This window comes from Mycobacterium sp. ELW1 (assembly GCF_008329905.1).
Lineage (GTDB): Bacteria > Actinomycetota > Actinomycetes > Mycobacteriales > Mycobacteriaceae > Mycobacterium.
On record NZ_CP032155.1, the window covers coordinates 5,021,873 to 5,039,189 of the forward strand.

The window sequence follows — 17,317 nt, forward strand, 5'->3', positions numbered from 1 at the left end:
ATCTGCGGCCGGAGGGGCCGTTAGGCTACGCGACGATGCCAGCAACATGTGGATGGCGGCGTTGACGACCGCGGCTGCTGAACTCGACGCACTTCTGCGCCGAGTCGCTCAGCGCGACGCCGATGCCTTTGCCTCTTTTTACGACGCCACCCGTTCGCGGGTGTACGGACTGGTCACCCGCGTACTGCGGGACCAGGGCTACAGCGAAGAGACGACCCAGGACGTCTACCTGCAGGTATGGCGGACCGCGGAAAGCTACGACCCGGCCTCGGGCAGCGCGGTTGCGTGGCTGCTGACGCTGGCGCACCGCCGCGCCGTGGACCGGGTCCGCTCCGAGCAGGCCGCCACGCAGCGCGAGTCCCGGTATGGCGCGGCCAGCGTCGAGCCGCCGCTGGACCACGTCGCCGACGCGGTGATCACCGAAGACGAACGGCGACAGGTGACCGCCTGCCTCGACGGGCTCACCGAAGTACAGCGCGAGTGCATCGAACTGGCCTATTACCAAGGAATGACCTACGTGCAGGTGTCGGAGCGCCTGGCCGCCAACCTGGCTACGGTGAAGTCCCGAATGCGCGATGCGCTTCGTGGCCTGCGTAATTGTTTGGGTGTGCGATGACTGAACCACACGAAAGCGACTTGCTGGAGCTGGCGGTGCCGTATGCGCTGCATGCGGTGTCCGACGCTGAGCGCGACGAGATCGAGGACCGCCTGGCACGGCTGGCGCGGCCCGAAGCCGACGCGTTCTACGACGAGGTGCGGGCCGTCCGCGAGACGATGGCCGTCGTCTCCGCGGTCAGCGCCAGTGAACCGCCTGAGGATCTGCGGCGCCGGCTGTTGTCCGCGGTGGCCGATGACAACGTGCGCAGTCTGCCTGTGGCTCAACCTGATTCGACCGGCAATCGCTGGCGGGGCCCGGTGTTGGCGGTGGCGGCGGCGCTGGTGATCGGCCTGGGCGCCGTTGGCGTCGGCATCGCATTGCGCCCGGAACCGGCGAAAGTGTCGACCGCGCAGCAGGTCTTCGCCGCGCCCGACGTGCACACCATCTCCGGTGCGATCCCGGGCGGCGGCACCGCGACGGTGGTGTTCTCCCGTGAGAAGAACGCCGGCGTGCTGGTGATGAACGACGTGCCGAAACCGGCACCGGGCACGGTGTATCAGATGTGGCTGGTCAGCAACAGCGGCGCCACGTCCGCCGGGACGATGGACGACAAGGCGGTGACGCCGTCGACGACGGCGGTGCTGCCGGATCTCGGCGGGTCCACGGCGCTGAAGTTCACCGTCGAACCCGGAGCAGGCTCGCCGCAGCCGACCGGCCAGGTCGTGGCCGAACTTCCGCTGGTCTAACGTTCCAGCGTCGCGTGCGCGGCGACGGCGATGACGTCGGCGATCTCGTGTCGCTGCCGCCACGCGGCGCGCTGCCGCATCGCCCCGTTGCCGTCCCGAAGCAGGCGACCCATCTCGGCGTGCACCCATTCGCTGTCGCCGAGTTCGTCCAATGCCGGCTGCAGCAGGCCCAGCCACTCGCCCAAGACCCGTGACGTCGGGGCCGTCGCCCACCCCTCGATCACGTCGATCGTCTGGCCGTCCAATCCGTCGTGCGCGGCCTTCCAGTAGGCGGCGCGCAGGATGTGATCGTCGACCTTGGGTGCCTTCTGGCCGCCGCGGTCGGCGGCCAGCGCGGTCATCACCGCGGCCCGGCTCAGTGTCGCCAGCAGGACGGTCTCGGCCGCGGTGGCCGGGACGTCGGAGACCCGGATCTCGACCGTCGGGAACTTCTTGGACGGCCGCACGTCCCAATAGACCATACCCTCGTCGAGCATGGCGCCCGAGTCGTTCATCAGCGCGACGATCGCGTCGTAATGCTCGGCCGAATCGAAGTGCGGCGGCGGGCCTGCGCTGGGCCAGCGACCCCACAGCACGCTGCGCCAACTCGCGTGGCCACTATCGGCGTTGCGGTAGATCGCCGAGTTCGCGGTCAGGGCCAACAACATCGGCAGCCACGGTCGCAGCCAGTTGCTGACGGCGATGGCCGCGTCGCGGTCGGGCACCTCCACGTGGACGTGGCATCCGCAGATGCCCTGCTCGTGGGCGATCATGCCGAACCGCTCCCCGATCTCCCGGTACCGCGGGGTGTCGGTCAGCGGAAAGCTGTGCGGCACCGTGGGCGGCAGACCGACGGCGAGCAGTTGCGCCCCAGCCTTCTCGGCGGACTCGGCGGCGACCGCCCGGAGTTCGTGGATCTGTTGGCGCAGTTGCGAACTCGTCTGGGCCACTTCGGTGGCGGTCTCGACTTGGCAGGAGGTCAGCTCCAGTTGGAGGTCCACACCGCGCTCGGCCGCGTACTTGGCGACCTCGGTATTGCGGGCGACCGGTTCACCGGTGCTGGGATCGACGAGGAGGAATTCCTCCTCCACGCCGACGCTGGGGAGATTCACGAAGCACAGGCATGCCCCCACCACGGTGTGGTCAAACCCGAGTCGCAGGTCACCCGTGCCACATACCGAGACCGGCGCTGTCGATCGCTGTGACCCCGGCCATAGCATGCCGGGATGGTCAGAGACTTTCGCTTCGGCATCGGTGTGCGGTCGGTCAAGTCGGCACATCGGCTGCGCGAAACGGTGCGCAGATTCGAAGATCTGGGCTTCGACGTTCTGCATGTCCCGGACCATCTCGGCCGGTTCGGCGTGCCCGCGCCGTTCCCCACCATGGTGGCCGCGGCCGAGGCCGCCACGACCATGCGGGTGGGGACGTTCGTGATCAATGCGGCGTTCTACAAACCGGCGCTACTGGCCCGCGACGCCGTCGCCGTCGACGTCCTCAGCGAGGGCCGCCTCGACCTCGGGTTGGGCACCGGCTACGTGCGCGAGGAGTTCGAGGCCGCCGAGATGCCGTACCCGAGCGCCGGCGAGCGGGTGGACCATCTGCGGCACACCACGCAGTACCTGAAGCAGACCGCGCCGACGATCCCGATCCTGATCGCCGGTAACGGCGACCGGGTGCTGCGCATCGCCGCCCTGCATGCCGACATCATCGGACTGACCGGGGGCGGGGTGCCGGACTACCCGGGCCATGACCCGCTGGCCGAGCGCATCGACTTCGTGCGTCGCGCGGCCGGCGACCGGTTCGCCGACCTCGAGTTGAACATCGCGATCACCGGGGTGCCGACGGATTCCTCGGGCATCCCGGATCTGGCGCTGACCCGCGGGTACGCCCCGGACGCCACCGAGGAGCAGCTGCTGGCGCTGCCGACCGTGCTGACGGGAACGCCGCGGGACATCGCCGACACCCTGCGGGCGCGGCGCGAGGACTACGGCATCACCTACTTCACCGTGCAGGACTACCACGCCGAGTACTTCGCGAAAGTCATAGCGGAACTCCGCTAATGGGTTTGCGAGGCCGTCGGATTGGCAATGGCTCCACGATTGGAGGCGTACAGCATGGCGGTTTTGCAAGGCTATTCGACGGAACACGACGGTTATGACGACGGCAGGATGCAGCGCGCTGAGGGCGTTCTCGTGGGTTTGAGGCGGTGCTCGGTGGATGCGGCATCCGGGGAGATCGACCAGGTGTCGCGGCGACACCACCTGGACGGTAGGCGGGTGGCCCAGGCTCTGGTCCGGTTGGCTCAGGACGTGGAGCCCGAGGCGGACAGCAATGCGACGGCCGTTGCCCGCTTCGAGTGGGGCGCCCTGCTGGCGGGAGGCCGACGATCATGATGCGCCGTTTCGCGGCCTGGGTTCGTCAGGGCTACCCCAAGGTCGCGCCGACGCACGGCCACAGCTACCTGGTTGCGCTGTACTCGCCGCGCGGTGCGGTGCGCTGACCCGCTGGAATGACGGGGGCGCCGCCGGCAGGCGGTAAGCTCCCAGCCGTTGCGCCCCCGTAGCTCAGGGGATAGAGCACGGCTCTCCTAAAGCCGGTGTCGCAGGTTCGAATCCTGCCGGGGGCACCAGGTCAGACCATGTTTTCGCATCGCCGTGCAATTCAGATGCTATCCGGTTCCTGGCATTTCACGCCGAATCAAGTGGCTGGCATTTTCCCGTCACCGTACTCATCTGGTCGGTAGGCTCATTCGCACATGACCGTCACAAGGTGACCGCTCACCGAGATTCATCTCGGGCGCACCCGCAAGAGCCGGGCAGCGCGGCGGGTATCGACGGGCCGGACGCGGCGCTGGCTAAGGGCGACCGCGAGCTTCTTGCTGCTGTCCGCCCGAAAGGTCAAACCCCGATGTCCCATCCCCAGGCCACCGCCCAGGCCACACAACGCACCACCCGCTCCACGGCACGCCGACACCCCTGCGCCGACGCGATGCTGTCGACCTCCGACGCCGCCGAATATCTCGGCGTCGGCGTGAGCACGTTGCGGAAGTGGCAGGGCCAGGGCCGCATCCAGCCGGTCCGTGTCGGCGACAAACTGTTGCGCTGGCGCATCGCCGACCTCGACAAGTTCGTCAGCGCCGCCTAACCCCCCGTCCAAGCGACAGCCCCGGCGCGCGCTGGGCGGGCCGGGGCAGTCATGACCCTGCGAGATCACTGTGAATTCTACCGGCGTCATCGACAAGTTCAACGGTTGGCTCGATGTCGTCCTGCGCGAGGAGAAGCTCACCGGCATGGACAAGGCCATCCTCGCCGCCGTCGCCGTGTTCTACACCCGCAACGGGGAGCCATCGTTCGCCGTCCGACAGTCGACGTTGGCCGACCGGTGCGGCACCACCGAACGCAGCGTGCGCCGTGCCTTCTGTGCCGCAACAGATCTCGGCTACCTGCTGCTGGTGGAGGAGCGCCAGCGTGGGCGCGGCCATCGGGGCGGTGATCGTTACGCGTTGTCGCTACCTGAAAGACCGGACACATGTGTCCGCTATTCCGGGGGGAAATACCGGACACATGCGCCGAAATTACCGGACACATGTGTCCGGAAAGACCGGACAAAACCGACACCAAAAACGGTGTCTCACATGCGGAAACGCAAACCCCACGGGTTTCTTACGGGTTTAAGACGGGTACGGCCCCACCCCCAAAGCGCTGCCAGGAGCACCTCCACCACCCCAACCCTCCTGGCTGCGGTCCCTGCAAACAAGCCCGCGAAAACGCCGAGCGGTGGGAAGCCGAGCGCGCCGAGTGGATGCGGGGCGAGGCTGAGCAACGACGCGCCGCCATCGCCGGATGCGATCTGTGCGACGAATACGGAGACCTCCTCGGCGCTGACGGAGTCACCACCGACCCGGTGATCCGATGCCGCCACGTCGCCACGGCCCCGAGAGCGGAGGCCTCAACGTGAGCGCCGAAACCCAGCCCACCCCAAGGACTCTCTCAGAGCCTCTCCACGCCCGCGAGGACACCCTCGGCACCGAGGACACCAGGGAAGCCCCGAACGTCGCTCAGGCGGTCACACGGCTCCAGTGGCCGCTATGCGAGATCTGCGCCCGACACCCCGAACTCAGAACCACCCACCACCAACACGATTCGGGGCACACACCATGACTGCGCCGCTGCGCCAACTCGGCGGCTGGTCACTCAACGAGGCCGTCCAACTGCTGCTGCGGCTCTCTGAGGAGCTGCAGGCCCTCGACACCGAACTCGCAGGCCTGGAGCAGACCGCCGTCGAGGCCGCTGAGGAACTCACCCTCGCCCACGCCAAGGCCCTCCTCGCCGCCGACGGGGCGCAGGACCAACGGCGAGCCCAGGCCGACGCCGCCACCAGCGACGAACGCCTCGCCGCCAAACTCGCCGAAACCCTGGTGAGGGTGCAGAAACGCAAGATCGACATCCTGGAGACACGAATCGGCGTGGGCCGCACCATAATCGCCAGCGTCAGAGCCGAGATGGAGCTAGAACGATGATCGCACCCCGCAAGCCCGGCCCGAAACCCGGCACACCAAGCCCACACCGCACCCCACCGCCGCCCAGCTACGAGCCACGACCAGCCGTACCACACCACCCCGACATCCCAGGCCGACTCCGCGACGAACCATACTGGCGGACAACCGGATTCGTTCCGCTCGTGGGCTGGGTCAACATATTCGAGCGCGACGGCGTCAAGTGGGCCGCGCCCTGCCCAGGAGTCGCCGTCCAGGAAGCCACCGAGAGCCGCGTCGTCATCCGCGCCACCACCCCCGAAGGCCGCGCATACCTCGGCCAAGCCGGGGTTGACGATTGGACTCACAAGCCACTTACCCGACTGGTCTTCACGTTCGTCACCGACGAAGCAGAAATCGTCCCGATCCCACGGGCAGGTCTCGAAGTCGACATCCCCCGCGAGAGCCTGTTCCTCGGAGACGAATACCTGGGAACCACAACACAATCCGACTTCGACGACCACGGACAATCTTGGGAACCACCCAAACACGGTTAACACCAGCACAGTTCACGAAAGGAACCCACCATGGATAACGAGCACCCAGTCGACTGGAACACCCACCCCTGCTGCGGCGGCATCGGCGCACACACCCCCGACTGCCCAGCGGCCAACGCACCCCTGAGTGACGCCGACCGGGCCGAGCGGAAACGCATCATCGACGAACGCCTCCAAGCCCTCAACCCCAAACCCGACGGCACACTGCGCGCCATCGACTACGCCCGCGTCGGCCGCGCCGTCGCCGCCATCGCCGTCGGAGACATCGAAGGCCTACACGCCGTCACCGTCGAGGCCCGCAAAGCCGGTCGCGGAGGCCAATTCCAGTCGGCAGGATGGTCCGCACTCGCCGAAGCGATGGGCCTACATGACGACCCCGACGGCGAGGCCCTGGCCGCGCTACGCACGAACATCGCCCGGCTCACCGCCACAGCAGAATCAGGAGACAACCAATGACCGTCCGCCGCAACCGAACCCGCAACGGTCGCATCGTCGAGCAGCCAAAGCCGCCGCCCATCCCGGGCTACTACGAGCAGTCCGGCGCGATCCTCGCCGCCCTCGGCGTCGTCACCGGTAATGCTGAAACACGTTCTACTGCACGGTGACTCATCGGCGATGATCATATCTACGCCATGTGCTGCCGCACAGCACTGGCGCTGATGCGCTCAAATGTGTTCTGCCGCAACGCCGACATCCAACATCGGCTCGTCATTGAGCTGACCACTCTCCAGCAATCGCACGACTACTTCAACACCACGGAGGTACACGAATGAGCCAGCCAGACAACACAACCGACCCTGCAGCGGGCGGGCCTGCGTCCCCGGCGCGAGACGATCCTGGTCGTGGCCGAGAAGCCGACCCCGATCCCGCGTCGGCGGCTCCTACGCCGATATCTGGAGACGGGTCCGGCCCGCCCACCGATGACGAGCCTAGCCCCGAGTCCGACGACACCGAGCCGGACGCCGACACCCCCGCCAACCGTGAGGCCGCGAAATTTCGGGTCCAACGCAACCAAGCACGCCTGGAGGTCGACCGCCTCCGCACCCAGGTCGAGACCTTCCAACGGCAGGCCGTCGAAGCCGCCATCGGCCAGCGCATGCTCTCCCCGGCAGATCTGTGGCACGTCGCCGAATTGGGTGACGTGCTCGACACCGACGGCCGCGTCGACCAGGCCCGACTCGGCCGCGTCCTCGCCGAGACCGCCGCCAAGCGACCACATTGGTTCCGCTCCAACGCCGCACCGGCCTCCGAGGTGCAACACGACGGCAAGAAGCCACGGGACTGGGACAAGGGATCCACCTGGCAGGGCCTGTTCCAGCGGGCATCGGGCCGCGCAGACGCCGATTGAGCTACGCTGCATGTGTCGCTGGGAACCCGGCCTGGGGCTGGCCCCGGCGGCACGCAGCCCCTGGCGGGCGACGCGGAACAGGCCCGTGGCCCCGCGTGAATCAACAGGCGGCACCCCAATTTTGGGTGCCGTCACCCCATGTAATTCACAGCATGTGATTCACGTCAGGAGCCCATCATGACCCTCGTATCCTCAAGTGCCGCAGGCATCATCCGGCCTGAAGATATTGGCCCGCTTGTCGTCGAGCCGCTGCAGGCCGAGTCGACAGCCTTCCAGGTCAGCCGCCGCGTCACCACCCTGTCGCCGTCCTTCCGGATCCCGCGCATCACCGCCGACACCACCTCGGAATGGCTCAACGAAGCCGAAAGCATCACGCCATCCGACGCGACTGTCGACGAACTCGACGTGATCCCCAAGGCGCTGAAGGTGCTGAGCAAGCTCTCCAACGAGCTGGTCGCCGACAGCACACCGGAAGCCTCCGAAGTGGTCGGCGAGAGCATGGCCCGAGACTTGGCACGCGCCATCGACAAGGCGTTCTTCGCCAACACCACCGTCAAAGGCCCGTCCGGGTTGCTATCCCTGTCGAACATCCAAACCGTTGATGCCGGTGCAGCATTCGCCGACCTGGACCCGTTCGAGGAGGCCGCGAGCAAGTTGGAGGCCGTCGGCTCGAAGGTGACGGCCTGGTGCGCCTCAGCCAGCACCTGCTTGCAGCTGGCGCAGCTCAAGGAGTTCACCGGCACCGGCAGCACCAGCAATGTGCCTCTGCTGTCGTCTGATCCGACGCAGCCGACCCGGCGGCAGATCCTCGGGGCGGGTTTGTGGCCGCTGCCCGACGGGGTCATCACCGACGGCACCGTGTGGGCACTCGACCAGTCCAAGAGCTTCGTGGTCTTGCGGAGCGACGTACAGCTCGAAGTCGACCGGTCGTTCTACTTCGGCGACGACGCGACGGCAGTGAGATCCGTTGTGCGCGTTGGGTTTGGATGGCCGCACGAGGAGGCGGTCGTGAAGATCACCGTCGAGTCGGGCTCGTAACCGACCGGTGCAGTAGGGACGGAGGAGGCGGTCCCCCGTAGCCGACTTAAGAGCTGGCCCTTTCCAGGAAGCCTCGCTTGACCTCCTCATGCGTAAGGCCCGTCAAGGAGATGTCGAGAATCGAGGTCAAAGTTTGGAAGTGTAGGGACTCCTTGACCGCATTGATCGTCCCGGCCTGAATGGTCGACCGCTTCCTGTCGCACTCGATACAAAGGACTCCGAATGCATCACCGTGCAGGTCGCGTCTGAGTTTTGTCGCCGTCATGACAACCGTGTGCATTATCAAGGCGTCAGCTTCGGCCTGGCTGAAGCCGAACGACTTCACTTGGGTGTCGATCCAGTCCTGTCTGCCAGCGGGGAAGCTCACTGTGGTCTTGTCATCGGCGGCGCGCCAGACCTGCCCAATGAAGCCCTGCGTATCGGGGTAGGAGATGCGCCCAACTGCTGCATACGTCTCATTGGGGGAGACTCGTCCGACCAGGTAGAACTCGCCTTCGCTGTGTCGATATACAGACAGACGGGTGTCGCCTTTGTAGATGCCGATGTCATTGGCCAGATCTCGTAGGAGGATATTGACCACGTTGACTAGGTTGGTAGCCCTGTCATCGATCTGTTGTTTGCACTGCGCGACTTCGCCTTTGAGACTCTTGTTCTCGCTCGTTAGCTTCAGCAATGTTGGACGGTGACGCCGGCGGTTGTAGATGATCGCCCCACCTGCACACAGCACACCGGCGATGACAAGAGCGACGATGACCTTACCGCTCCAGTCGTACGCCGGTCCGATGCTTGCAACGCTGAAGACTCCCGCGCTTACGGCGGTCAGGGCATCGGGTAAGTACTCATCGACCCGTAGACGAAACCGCTCGGGGAGCTTAGGCATTGGCGCTGATCACGCGAGAGTAAGTTCCCGCTGCCTTTCCGTCACCGCGCCGCGCTCGAAGTGTTGGCTGAGGATCGCCTTGATGGCTTCCACAGCCTGATCAGCGTCCACATCGGCCTTCTCAGCATCCCCGCTCATCATTTTCAGGCGGATTACGAAGCTGTCGTCGTCTTGACGTTCCACAAGGACCTCGGACACACCGTTGGCGGTGGCATCAAAGTTTTCCTGCAGAGCGTCGCGGACCCCACGGACCACGGCGTCAAGAATCTGTTCTTTGACCCCAAAGTGCGCGTCGGACCGAATCCCCACGATGCCTCTTCTCTGATCGCGGCGCTGTACCTGCGTAACAGGGTACGTGCCGTGTGCCCAGCGGCTACGTAATTGATGGTAATCGCCGTGTCAGACAGCTCTCCTGCCGAACGCGCGCCATGCCCTGCCACCTGCAGGGATTCCCCAGAATCAGACCCAGCGCGGCCCGCGCTACGGCACACCGCTGCTCACGGCCGAGGTGCTGGTGCAGCCCGCTGCGGGTGGTGCATAGGTCGGCGCAGGCTCCACCCGCAAGTAACCTCGACCAAGTGAAGCAACCCGTCTTCCTCCTCGACACCTCGGGCAACACACCCGACCAGGCCAAGCAACGGGCGCGCGAGGCACTCGCCGCATTCACCCAGGTCGTCGAGGCAACCCACGACGAGCAGCCCGCTGACCAGCACTAACAGAAGTGTTCAGAAACTGAACACCTGCCACCCGACCAGGAACCCCCTCCCCCCACCCCACCACAGAGCCACGGCACGGACTGCTAATTTTCCTGCGTACGGCTTCAGGTTTGGGCTACGCCTCGTCGGAATCTTCGTTGTCGTCGGCCGCGCGGCCCTCGTTGAACAGCTCCTCCTCGACCGCTTCGGGGTCGTCAGGGTTCTGCGCCTGGCAGTAGGTCAGGTATCGCTCGTAGATGCTGCTCGGCCAGCCACCATCACCTACTTTGGGGCCGAACACGCCCCGGCTGCGCAGAGCTGTGGCCACCCGCATGTCGAGGACGAGAGGCCGCAGCCCGGCCACCGCCGAGTTTCGGTAGCCGGTGAAGAACAAGAACTTGGTGAAGTACGCCGGTCCCATGTACTTGATGTGGGCGGGACCGCCAGGGAGCATCGACTCGTAGGCGGCGACGGCTCCGTCGGCGGTAAGAGTCGATGCCGCCAACCGGAGGTTGCTCTCCACGGCGTCGCCGTTCGTGGTGAAGGCGCGCACCAGCCTGCCGATTAAGTAGGCGTTCTTTGCGATTCCCCACACGTACGCTGCCACGGCAGTGTGCAGCTCCCGGTGCTCGGAATCGGTGGCGGCGATACCGAACACTTCGTCGCGCGACAGCCAGCGGTAGCCGTCCTTGTCTGGCTCCAGTTGGTCGAGGCGCGGTGGCCAGAAGTGGGCCAGACCGCCCGTGAAGTACTTGTCGGTCCACCAGCTCGACTTGAATTTCGCCCAGTCCGCGTAGGCCCGTTCTTCCCCCGTATCCGTCATGGGCGTGAGTATGCAAGGGCCGGGCCTCATCAGGTCGCGGAATCGACGGTTCACACGCGCCGAACGATGCCATCACCACGCCTCTCGCCTCTCAGTGGGCGCAGAATGCGGCCATGACGGTTGTGGATGTGCGGCCTCGGTCGTCGGGGCGTGGTGATGTGGTGGCGTCTGGGCGGCGGGTGCCGTTGTTGCCTGCGCGCCGGGATGATGGACAGCGGTTGGCGCGGTGTCGTCGGGTGGCTGCGCGGCGTGGGTGGCTGGTGGGTGAGGCTCGGGTGACTGCGCCGGGCTGTTTCAACGTGTGTTCGGGTTCGGGGTCTGTGGCGTCGGGGCTGGCGTTGCCTGAGTTGGAGGAGCTGCTCGGGCTCGCCGTCGCCGACAGGTGACTGTCCCGATATCGGGACAGTCACCCCGTGGACGGCGCGCAATCACCTAGTCAGTCTGCGGAGTTCCTGCGACGCGGCATTCCAACGCTGTCGTCATTCGGCATGATTGACTCGAAGTCCGGTAGTGCGAGCAGTTCTTCGTGATCACGCGAGCGAAGGTCGGCCTCGATAGCCACAGTCCTTTCGTCGAACTCCCGTACGACCCACGCCAGCGAGGTGTCGACCACCACGCGTAGCCGCTCAATGTTCTCAGTGGTCGCGCTGTCACCTTCAACGACCAGGCATTCGACGCTCTCCACCAGGGGGTCAGTATCTGATTTCCCGACGATAGCGATCGACCGTGACTGCATCCAGTTGTTCTCGTCGTGTGCAACATGCTTGTCTCGGAGGCGCTGGAGGTGATCGAAAGCCGCCCGGCGCGAGTCGTTCACATCCTGGCCGAAAACATCATCAGGACTGAGCTTTTCACGCTCCGCGCTTCTTTGGAAGCACTTGAACACCGATGTCAGCGCAGCGCGCCAGAGTGCCGAGCACACAACCGGGATTGCCTCCATACCCGGATCGAAATCCTGCTGGTCCAACGCGTTCAGAAAATCGCGCGCCCTTCCCAGGTCGTAACGGTGCAGCGCGAGGCGCTCATGCGGCACCGCAAGCGCCTCGGGGACGCACTTCACAATGATCGCTGCGGGACCTTGGAAGTCGAGATGAATCTCCCCGTTCGTCTCATCCTGCTTCAACTTGGCAACGCGAGCTACATTGCCCGAACGCTGTACGCTGAGGCTCCATCTTCCTTCGGTCATGTCGCCACACCCTCATTCTCGGCAAGCTCGGATAGCGCTGCGGCGATCTCGGCGTCACGGCCCGATACCAGCCCCTGATAGATCAGGCTGGCCTTCACCGTCGAGTGGCCGAGGCGGGCCATCGTCTCGGGCAGGTTCCCCACCCGCGCGGCCATCGTCCCGGCGAAGTGCCGCAGATCATGCACCCGCACACCAGAATGCCCAATATCCCTGAGCGCCTTACCGAACGACTCAGAGAACACCCGGTCGTTGAGGTGGTCACCCCGACTGTTCGGGAACAGCAGAGCCTCGCCGTCCTTGTCGACGTACACGTCGAGGTGATGCTTGACAGTCTCCCGAATATGCGGCGGCACAACAACATTCCGCACCCGGCCGCTCTTGGGGGTGTCGATGCGGGTCACCGCGTCGCGGCGGGTTACAGCCCTTGCGACAGTGACGATCTCGCAGCCATCGGAGATGTCCTTGCGACGCAGCTCGGTCACCTCACCCCAGCGCAGACCGCACCACGCCGCCAACAACACCAGGGCCGCATAGCGTTCAGGCCGGATAGCGTCGGCCAACTTGCCGACCGCGCCAACCGGCAGGATCACCGGCTCACGCTTGCGGGTGGTGTTCATCGTCGCGCCCTCGACCACGCACGGCTGCTTGGCCAGCAGGCCCTCCCGAACCGCACTCCCACACACAGCGTGCAGCAGCCCGTACAACTGGGCGTTGCGCCGGTCGTGCTCGGTGCCGAGGCCCGCCCACCAGCGACGCACATGGTCGGCCGACAGGTGCGCGACTGGCACCGGCCCGAGGGTGGGCTCAATGTGGTTGCGCCACTGCGATTCATACAGGCTGCGGGTGCGGGGCTTGAGTTTGGGGCGGTTCGCGATCCAGGTCTTGCCGTACTGGCCGAGCGGGATCAGGGTGGCCTTCTCCTCGGCGATCACCTCAGCGGGCGGTCGCCAGACCTTCACCTCGATCTTCTGCCGTTCCTGGGCCAGCCAGCCCTCCGCGTTGGTCTTCACCGCGTAGGTCTGGGGGGCCTTGTGGCGGCGCAGGTCAGGGCCGATGTAGGAGGCCTGGAAGTTGCCGGACGGCAGCCGTCGGATGTGGCCCCAGCCCCGGTGCCCCTTGTGCGGCATCAGTCGTCGCTCCCGTCGGCGATGTCCCAGAACAGTCCGTTGTCGGTCGCGATGTCGTCCAGAATTGCCCACAAGGCGTCGGCCTCGGCCTGGGAGAGGTCATCGACGCGAAGCTCGCCGTCGGGCGTAACGAGCGCCGACATCGCGGCGGCTAACTGCACCGCCGCCTCCCCATGGAGCCGGTCGAATGTGTCCTGGACGTGTCGGATCAGCGTGCCAAGGTCGCTCCTCGACGCCGTATCAGTCGCGATACTCCGCAGGCTTCTCATCGGTCGCCCTCCTCGACGGCCAGTCCCTCGTCGGTGTGCTGCTCGGGTGTGGTGCTCATGGGTGGTTCCTCTCGGTGGCGTGGCTGAACTGCCGTGCAATGCGCGTGCAATCCAAAGTAGTACAAACGCGAACGAAGGAGCCGAAAGAATAGGTTCCCGAGGGGTGTTCGTGCAGTTCAGAGGCCATCACCCCTGATCATAGCCCCACGGGCGGGCAGGTTCGAATCCTGCCGGGGGCACTTTCTTCTTGTGTGACCTCGGTTGATTGTTGACGTTTTGTCTTCGGGTGATGGGCGACAGTGTTTCGGCTGATGCTTTACACCTACTTCGGTTGATCCTTGACACTCCCTAGATGAGGGAGTTGAGCGTGGCTGAGCAGCGGTATCAGGCTGTGTTGGCGGTGATCAGCGATGGGTTGTCGATTTCGCAGGTGGCATCGAAGGTTGGGGTGTCGCGCCAGACGTTGCATGCGTGGTTGGCCCGCTATGAGGCGCAGGGCTTGGAAGGGTTGATCGACCGGTCGCATCGGCCGGTGTCGTGTCCGCATCAGATGCCGGCGCAGGTGGAGGCGGTGGTGTTGGAGCTGCGCCGCTCGCGACCGTATTGGGGACCTCGTCGGTTGGTGTTCGAACTGTCCAAGCGTGGTGTGGTTCCGCTGCCCTCGGAGTCGGCGGTCTACCGCGCTTTGGTCCGGGCGCAGATGATCGATCCGCACCTGCGGGATCGGCGCTCGCGCAGGTGGAAACGCTGGGAACGCGGCGCCCCGATGGAGCTATGGCAGATGGATGTCGTGGGCGGTTTCCCGCTGGCCGATGGCACCAGCGCTAAGGCGTTGACCGGGATCGATGATCATTCCCGGATGTGCGTGTGTGCCCACCTGATGAGTCGAGAACGCACCCGGGCTGTCTGCGACGGGTTACACGCCGCGCTGGCCACTTATGGTGCTCCCGAGCAGATCCTGACCGATAACGGCAAGGTGTTCACCGGCCGGTTCAACCATCCGCCGGTGGAGGTGCTTTTCGATGCGATCTGCCGCGAGCACGGCGTCGAGCACCTGCTGACCCAGCCGCGGTCCCCGACCACGACCGGCAAGATTGAGCGGTTCCACCGGAGTCTGCGTGTTGAATTCCTCAGCAACGCAGCACCATTCACTAATCTGAAGACGGCCCAAGAAGCACTCGATGAGTGGGTCGATGACTACAACACCACCCGGCCGCATCAGTCGTTGAAGATGGCCACCCCTGTTGAGCGCTTCACCGCCGGCACTACCACGACCCGCTCGATCACACCACGACAGCACAGCCCCGATCGCAGCAGCAGCGACTGGATCAGCCGAACGGTGACCACCAACGGGGTGGTCTGTGTGTCGTGGCAGCAGGTCAGTATCGGCCGCCACTATGCCGGAGCTCGCTGCGATGTCCACGTCGATGGCGAGCTGCTGCGGTTCTTCATCGGCGATGTTCTGGTTAAAACCGCCGCCCGCCGCAGCACCGGCGAGGTACGAAACAAGAAGGCCTGCCGCTCCAGCGGCCAGACCTAAAACACAACAAGAGTGTCAAGGATCAACCGAACTAGATCCGTCAAGAATCAACCGACTATGAACAGGGGCACTTTTCTGCACTACGCGATCGACTGGCTGGCGTCACCGTCGACATCCGGCCGACGCCGGTCGATCGGGTCGGTGTCCTGATGCCGGCACCCGTTGCCGCCGGCGCGCTTGGCTCGGTACATGGCCCAGTCGGCGTTGCCCACCAGCCGGTCGAGGAGCACCTTGTGGTCACCGTAGGTGTCGGACAGCCGGACCGCGGTGGTGCCGACGCTGGCGGTCACGCCGGCCGGCGACTCGGCGATCGCGGTGCAGATCCGTTGCGCCAGTTCACTACAGTCCGCGCCGGGCAGCGCGGTCGCCACCAGGAACTCCTCGCCTCCGCTGCGCGCAACCACCGACTCGGCACCGGCGGCCTGCTCGATCGCGCGCGCGACATGCACCAGCGCCTCGTCACCGGCAGCGTGCCCGTAGCGGTCGTTGACCGACTTGAACTTGTCCAGGTCGATCAGGGCCACAGCGAGGTGAGCGTCGGCATGACGTCCCGACTCGATCAGTCCGAACGTCTGGCTGTGAAAAAGCCGCCGGTTGAGTAGTCCGGTCAGTGGATCACGTTCGGCGCGAAGAAGATCGACGCCGAGCGCGTTCACCAGGATCTGGATGGCCAGCGGCAGCGCGATGTTGATCTGGATGATCAACCACCAGTCCACGCCGGCGATGATGACCTGCCCGTCGGCGGCCATCCGCACCGCACCCCAGGTGGCCACGGTGGCCGCGACAAAGAAGTTGTACAGCACCAGAGCGGTGGTGTGGAAGAACGCGATGTAGGCGCCGATCGTCGCGAACGAGATGCAGCCGACCAGGGCGTGCAATGGACTCGGATTGGCCACGCAGGCCAACGCCATCGATGCGTTGGTGACCAACACGAACACCAGGGACTCACGCCGGGTCGGCCACTTCGCGGTGAACAGCGCGGCCCCGGCCACCCCGCCGGCAATGGCCAGCCACGTCATCGCTCTGGGGACGGTCCCGATCGGCCCGTCCGGCGAATGCAGCATGCCCAGCAGACACGCGATCATGGAGACGGCGAGAAATGCCATCAGCGCACGTGCCGGACCGCGCATACCGCGGTCAGCGAGATAGCCGCTCAACCACTCGTAATGAGTGGATTGCTGCCACCACCGCCTGAGCGCATCCCTCACCATTGAGCGACCCCCACGAGCACCAGGAACTTCGGACCAACGATACCGCCGGTTCGGGGACGCTCGTGCCGACTACGTGCCCGTGGTCGCGATTACCCGGTTTGCGATGTCGACCAACCTGGTGTTGGAGGTCTGCGACAGTTCGCGCAGCATCTCGAACGCGCGCATGGCATCGACGTTGAACCGTTCCATGATCACGCCCTTGGCCTGGCCGATAATGTCGCGCGTGTTCAGCGCGGATTCGAGTTGCTCACCATGTCTGCTGGCCAGGATTGCCGACGCGGCGTGGGCGGCCAGCACCGAGCCGATCGCCTCGGACTGCCCGTCGAAGGCGCGCGGCTGCATGCCGAACAGATTCAGGGCGCCGGCCGTCGTCTTGCCGGTGTAGAGCTTGAACGACAAGCCGCTGCGCACCCCGAGTTCGGTGACCGCAGCGCTGTACTTCGGCCAGCGCCGCTCGGTGGTGAAGTCGTCGGTGCGCACGATCAGCTCGTCGACGGCGGCCTGGATGCATGGACCTTCCCCGCAGGCCTCCTGCAGCGCGTCGAGCTCATAGATCAGATCCGACGTGCCGAACAGTGACTCGAACCTGCCGCCTTTGCCGATCAACAGGACACCGCAGGTGTCGGTTCCCGGAATCATCTCCGTCGCCGCGGCGGTCACCCCGGCCAATACCTCGTCGACGTTGCGGGGTGGCGCCGTCGCTCTGGCCAACTCGGCCATCCGCAGCGCCAGATCGTGGTTGGGCACAGACATTCGACAAGTCTTACTCACGTTTGCCGGATTGACGAACGCGGCTCCTCGATTGTGACGTTTGCGGATTTTCAACAAGGGCATGCTGCGCTGCAA

General features: G+C 65.4%; 23 protein-coding genes and 1 tRNA gene. 15 read left to right on the forward strand and 9 right to left on the reverse strand.

The window, feature by feature from the left end:
* Positions 1–46: 46 nt before the first annotated feature.
* Together D3H54_RS23910 and D3H54_RS23915 are read left to right on the forward strand one after the other, a co-directional pair.
* Positions 47–616 (forward strand): sigma-70 family RNA polymerase sigma factor, encoded by a 570-nt coding sequence (locus D3H54_RS23910; protein WP_149383712.1) that lies wholly within the window; start codon positions 47–49, stop codon positions 614–616.
* Positions 613–1,344, forward strand: a complete 732-nt coding sequence (locus D3H54_RS23915; protein WP_149381782.1) for an anti-sigma factor — start codon at positions 613–615, stop codon at positions 1,342–1,344. Before D3H54_RS23910 ends, D3H54_RS23915 begins: the two co-directional genes overlap by 4 nt.
* Here D3H54_RS23915 and D3H54_RS23920 read toward each other — a convergent pair.
* Positions 1,341–2,435, reverse strand: coding sequence for a glutamate--cysteine ligase 2 (locus D3H54_RS23920; protein WP_286198992.1), 1,095 nt, complete (start codon positions 2,433–2,435; stop codon positions 1,341–1,343). The two genes, D3H54_RS23915 and D3H54_RS23920, sit on opposite strands and share 4 nt — an antisense overlap.
* 114 nt (positions 2,436–2,549) lie before the next feature.
* On the opposite strand from D3H54_RS23920, the gene D3H54_RS23925 reads away from it, so the two are divergent.
* From D3H54_RS23925 to D3H54_RS23970, 11 genes are all read left to right on the forward strand, one after another.
* The gene (locus tag D3H54_RS23925; protein ID WP_149381787.1) at positions 2,550–3,383 is read left to right on the forward strand and encodes an LLM class F420-dependent oxidoreductase; all 834 of its coding nucleotides are present in this window, start codon (positions 2,550–2,552) and stop codon (positions 3,381–3,383) included.
* Positions 3,384–3,437: 54 nt separating this feature from the next.
* Positions 3,438–3,716 (forward strand): ANTAR domain-containing protein, encoded by a 279-nt coding sequence (locus D3H54_RS23930; RefSeq protein ID WP_168214954.1) that lies wholly within the window; start codon positions 3,438–3,440, stop codon positions 3,714–3,716.
* 160 nt (positions 3,717–3,876) lie between these two features.
* A tRNA-Arg gene (locus D3H54_RS23935) sits at positions 3,877–3,952 on the forward strand.
* A gap of 140 nt (positions 3,953–4,092) precedes the next feature.
* The gene (locus tag D3H54_RS23940) at positions 4,093–4,467 is read left to right on the forward strand and encodes a helix-turn-helix domain-containing protein (RefSeq protein WP_149381791.1); all 375 of its coding nucleotides are present in this window, start codon (positions 4,093–4,095) and stop codon (positions 4,465–4,467) included.
* Positions 4,468–4,537: 70 nt separating this feature from the next.
* Complete coding sequence (locus D3H54_RS23945) at positions 4,538–5,230, forward strand: helix-turn-helix domain-containing protein (RefSeq protein ID WP_149381792.1); 693 nt, start codon at positions 4,538–4,540, stop codon at positions 5,228–5,230.
* Between the two features lie 249 nt (positions 5,231–5,479).
* Positions 5,480–5,842 carry a hypothetical protein gene (locus D3H54_RS23950; RefSeq protein ID WP_149381794.1) on the forward strand — a complete coding sequence of 121 codons (363 nt, stop codon included), beginning with the start codon at positions 5,480–5,482 and terminating at the stop codon, positions 5,840–5,842.
* 161 nt (positions 5,843–6,003) lie between these two features.
* Positions 6,004–6,354: a hypothetical protein gene (locus D3H54_RS23955; protein WP_149381796.1), complete on the forward strand. Its 351-nt coding sequence runs from the start codon at positions 6,004–6,006 to the stop codon at positions 6,352–6,354.
* A 30-nt stretch (positions 6,355–6,384) separates the two neighbouring features.
* On the forward strand, positions 6,385–6,810 hold the full coding sequence (locus tag D3H54_RS23960; RefSeq protein WP_149381798.1) for a hypothetical protein: 426 nt from the start codon (positions 6,385–6,387) through the stop codon (positions 6,808–6,810).
* Positions 6,807–6,959, forward strand: a complete 153-nt coding sequence (locus D3H54_RS31320) for a hypothetical protein (protein WP_168214955.1) — start codon at positions 6,807–6,809, stop codon at positions 6,957–6,959. Before D3H54_RS23960 ends, D3H54_RS31320 begins: the two co-directional genes overlap by 4 nt.
* A 164-nt stretch (positions 6,960–7,123) precedes the next feature.
* Complete coding sequence (locus D3H54_RS23965; RefSeq protein ID WP_149381800.1) at positions 7,124–7,702, forward strand: hypothetical protein; 579 nt, start codon at positions 7,124–7,126, stop codon at positions 7,700–7,702.
* A 177-nt stretch (positions 7,703–7,879) separates the two neighbouring features.
* Positions 7,880–8,740, forward strand: a complete 861-nt coding sequence (locus D3H54_RS23970; RefSeq protein ID WP_149381803.1) for a phage major capsid protein — start codon at positions 7,880–7,882, stop codon at positions 8,738–8,740.
* Between the two features lie 46 nt (positions 8,741–8,786).
* Here the strand turns inward: D3H54_RS23970 and D3H54_RS23975 are convergent, their stop codons facing one another.
* Together D3H54_RS23975 and D3H54_RS23980 are read right to left on the reverse strand one after the other, a co-directional pair.
* Complete coding sequence (locus D3H54_RS23975; RefSeq protein ID WP_149381805.1) at positions 8,787–9,620, reverse strand: hypothetical protein; 834 nt, start codon at positions 9,618–9,620, stop codon at positions 8,787–8,789.
* Positions 9,621–9,629: 9 nt separating this feature from the next.
* Positions 9,630–9,929 (reverse strand): hypothetical protein, encoded by a 300-nt coding sequence (locus D3H54_RS23980; protein ID WP_149381807.1) that lies wholly within the window; start codon positions 9,927–9,929, stop codon positions 9,630–9,632.
* A 269-nt stretch (positions 9,930–10,198) separates the two neighbouring features.
* Here D3H54_RS23980 and D3H54_RS31325 point away from each other — a divergent pair, with 269 nt between their 5' ends.
* The gene (locus tag D3H54_RS31325) at positions 10,199–10,336 is read left to right on the forward strand and encodes a hypothetical protein (RefSeq protein ID WP_168214956.1); all 138 of its coding nucleotides are present in this window, start codon (positions 10,199–10,201) and stop codon (positions 10,334–10,336) included.
* Positions 10,337–10,451: 115 nt separating this feature from the next.
* Here the strand turns inward: D3H54_RS31325 and D3H54_RS23985 are convergent, their stop codons facing one another.
* The 4 genes from D3H54_RS23985 to D3H54_RS24000 all read right to left on the reverse strand — a co-directional run bounded on the left by D3H54_RS23985 (position 10,452) and on the right by D3H54_RS24000 (position 13,720).
* Positions 10,452–11,138 carry an 8-oxoguanine DNA glycosylase OGG fold protein gene (locus D3H54_RS23985; protein WP_149381809.1) on the reverse strand — a complete coding sequence of 229 codons (687 nt, stop codon included), beginning with the start codon at positions 11,136–11,138 and terminating at the stop codon, positions 10,452–10,454.
* Between the two features lie 436 nt (positions 11,139–11,574).
* A complete protein-coding gene (locus D3H54_RS23990; RefSeq protein WP_149381810.1) occupies positions 11,575–12,324 on the reverse strand; it encodes a hypothetical protein in 750 nt (249 codons plus the stop codon).
* Positions 12,321–13,451, reverse strand: a complete 1,131-nt coding sequence (locus tag D3H54_RS23995) for a tyrosine-type recombinase/integrase (RefSeq protein ID WP_353620035.1) — start codon at positions 13,449–13,451, stop codon at positions 12,321–12,323. The genes D3H54_RS23990 and D3H54_RS23995 overlap by 4 nt, the downstream gene beginning before the upstream one ends.
* The gene (locus D3H54_RS24000) at positions 13,451–13,720 is read right to left on the reverse strand and encodes a hypothetical protein (protein WP_149381813.1); all 270 of its coding nucleotides are present in this window, start codon (positions 13,718–13,720) and stop codon (positions 13,451–13,453) included. Before D3H54_RS24000 ends, D3H54_RS23995 begins: the two co-directional genes overlap by 1 nt.
* Before the next feature lie 352 nt (positions 13,721–14,072).
* Here D3H54_RS24000 and D3H54_RS24005 point away from each other — a divergent pair, with 352 nt between their 5' ends.
* Positions 14,073–15,260, forward strand: a complete 1,188-nt coding sequence (locus D3H54_RS24005; RefSeq protein WP_149381815.1) for an IS481 family transposase — start codon at positions 14,073–14,075, stop codon at positions 15,258–15,260.
* Positions 15,261–15,340: 80 nt separating this feature from the next.
* On the opposite strand, the gene D3H54_RS24010 is transcribed toward D3H54_RS24005, so the two are convergent.
* The gene (locus tag D3H54_RS24010) at positions 15,341–16,366 is read right to left on the reverse strand and encodes a GGDEF domain-containing protein (RefSeq protein WP_286198993.1); all 1,026 of its coding nucleotides are present in this window, start codon (positions 16,364–16,366) and stop codon (positions 15,341–15,343) included.
* A gap of 174 nt (positions 16,367–16,540) precedes the next feature.
* Positions 16,541–17,224, reverse strand: a complete 684-nt coding sequence (locus D3H54_RS24015) for a GAF and ANTAR domain-containing protein (RefSeq protein ID WP_149381819.1) — start codon at positions 17,222–17,224, stop codon at positions 16,541–16,543.
* Positions 17,225–17,317: the final 93 nt, after the last annotated feature.

Bases quoted from the DNA above. Each gene is read 5' to 3' on its own strand.
- D3H54_RS23970 (WP_149381803.1), top strand. From the start codon at position 7,880: ATGACCCTCGTATCCTCAAGTGCCGCAGGCATCATCCGGCCTGAAGAT.
- D3H54_RS24000 (WP_149381813.1), bottom strand. From the start codon at position 13,720: ATGAGAAGCCTGCGGAGTATCGCGACTGATACGGCGTCGAGGAGCGAC.
- D3H54_RS23915 (WP_149381782.1), top strand. From the start codon at position 613: ATGACTGAACCACACGAAAGCGACTTGCTGGAGCTGGCGGTGCCGTAT.
- D3H54_RS23985 (WP_149381809.1), bottom strand. From the start codon at position 11,138: ATGACGGATACGGGGGAAGAACGGGCCTACGCGGACTGGGCGAAATTC.
- D3H54_RS23930 (WP_168214954.1), top strand. From the start codon at position 3,438: ATGGCGGTTTTGCAAGGCTATTCGACGGAACACGACGGTTATGACGAC.
- D3H54_RS23975 (WP_149381805.1), bottom strand. From the start codon at position 9,620: ATGCCTAAGCTCCCCGAGCGGTTTCGTCTACGGGTCGATGAGTACTTA.
- D3H54_RS23910 (WP_149383712.1), top strand. From the start codon at position 47: ATGTGGATGGCGGCGTTGACGACCGCGGCTGCTGAACTCGACGCACTT.
- D3H54_RS23965 (WP_149381800.1), top strand. From the start codon at position 7,124: ATGAGCCAGCCAGACAACACAACCGACCCTGCAGCGGGCGGGCCTGCG.
- D3H54_RS23960 (WP_149381798.1), top strand. From the start codon at position 6,385: ATGGATAACGAGCACCCAGTCGACTGGAACACCCACCCCTGCTGCGGC.
- D3H54_RS24005 (WP_149381815.1), top strand. From the start codon at position 14,073: ATGAGGGAGTTGAGCGTGGCTGAGCAGCGGTATCAGGCTGTGTTGGCG.
- D3H54_RS23950 (WP_149381794.1), top strand. From the start codon at position 5,480: ATGACTGCGCCGCTGCGCCAACTCGGCGGCTGGTCACTCAACGAGGCC.
- D3H54_RS31320 (WP_168214955.1), top strand. From the start codon at position 6,807: ATGACCGTCCGCCGCAACCGAACCCGCAACGGTCGCATCGTCGAGCAG.
- D3H54_RS24015 (WP_149381819.1), bottom strand. From the start codon at position 17,224: ATGTCTGTGCCCAACCACGATCTGGCGCTGCGGATGGCCGAGTTGGCC.
- D3H54_RS24010 (WP_286198993.1), bottom strand. From the start codon at position 16,366: ATGGCATTTCTCGCCGTCTCCATGATCGCGTGTCTGCTGGGCATGCTG.
- D3H54_RS23995 (WP_353620035.1), bottom strand. From the start codon at position 13,451: ATGCCGCACAAGGGGCACCGGGGCTGGGGCCACATCCGACGGCTGCCG.
- D3H54_RS23990 (WP_149381810.1), bottom strand. From the start codon at position 12,324: ATGACCGAAGGAAGATGGAGCCTCAGCGTACAGCGTTCGGGCAATGTA.
- D3H54_RS23925 (WP_149381787.1), top strand. From the start codon at position 2,550: ATGGTCAGAGACTTTCGCTTCGGCATCGGTGTGCGGTCGGTCAAGTCG.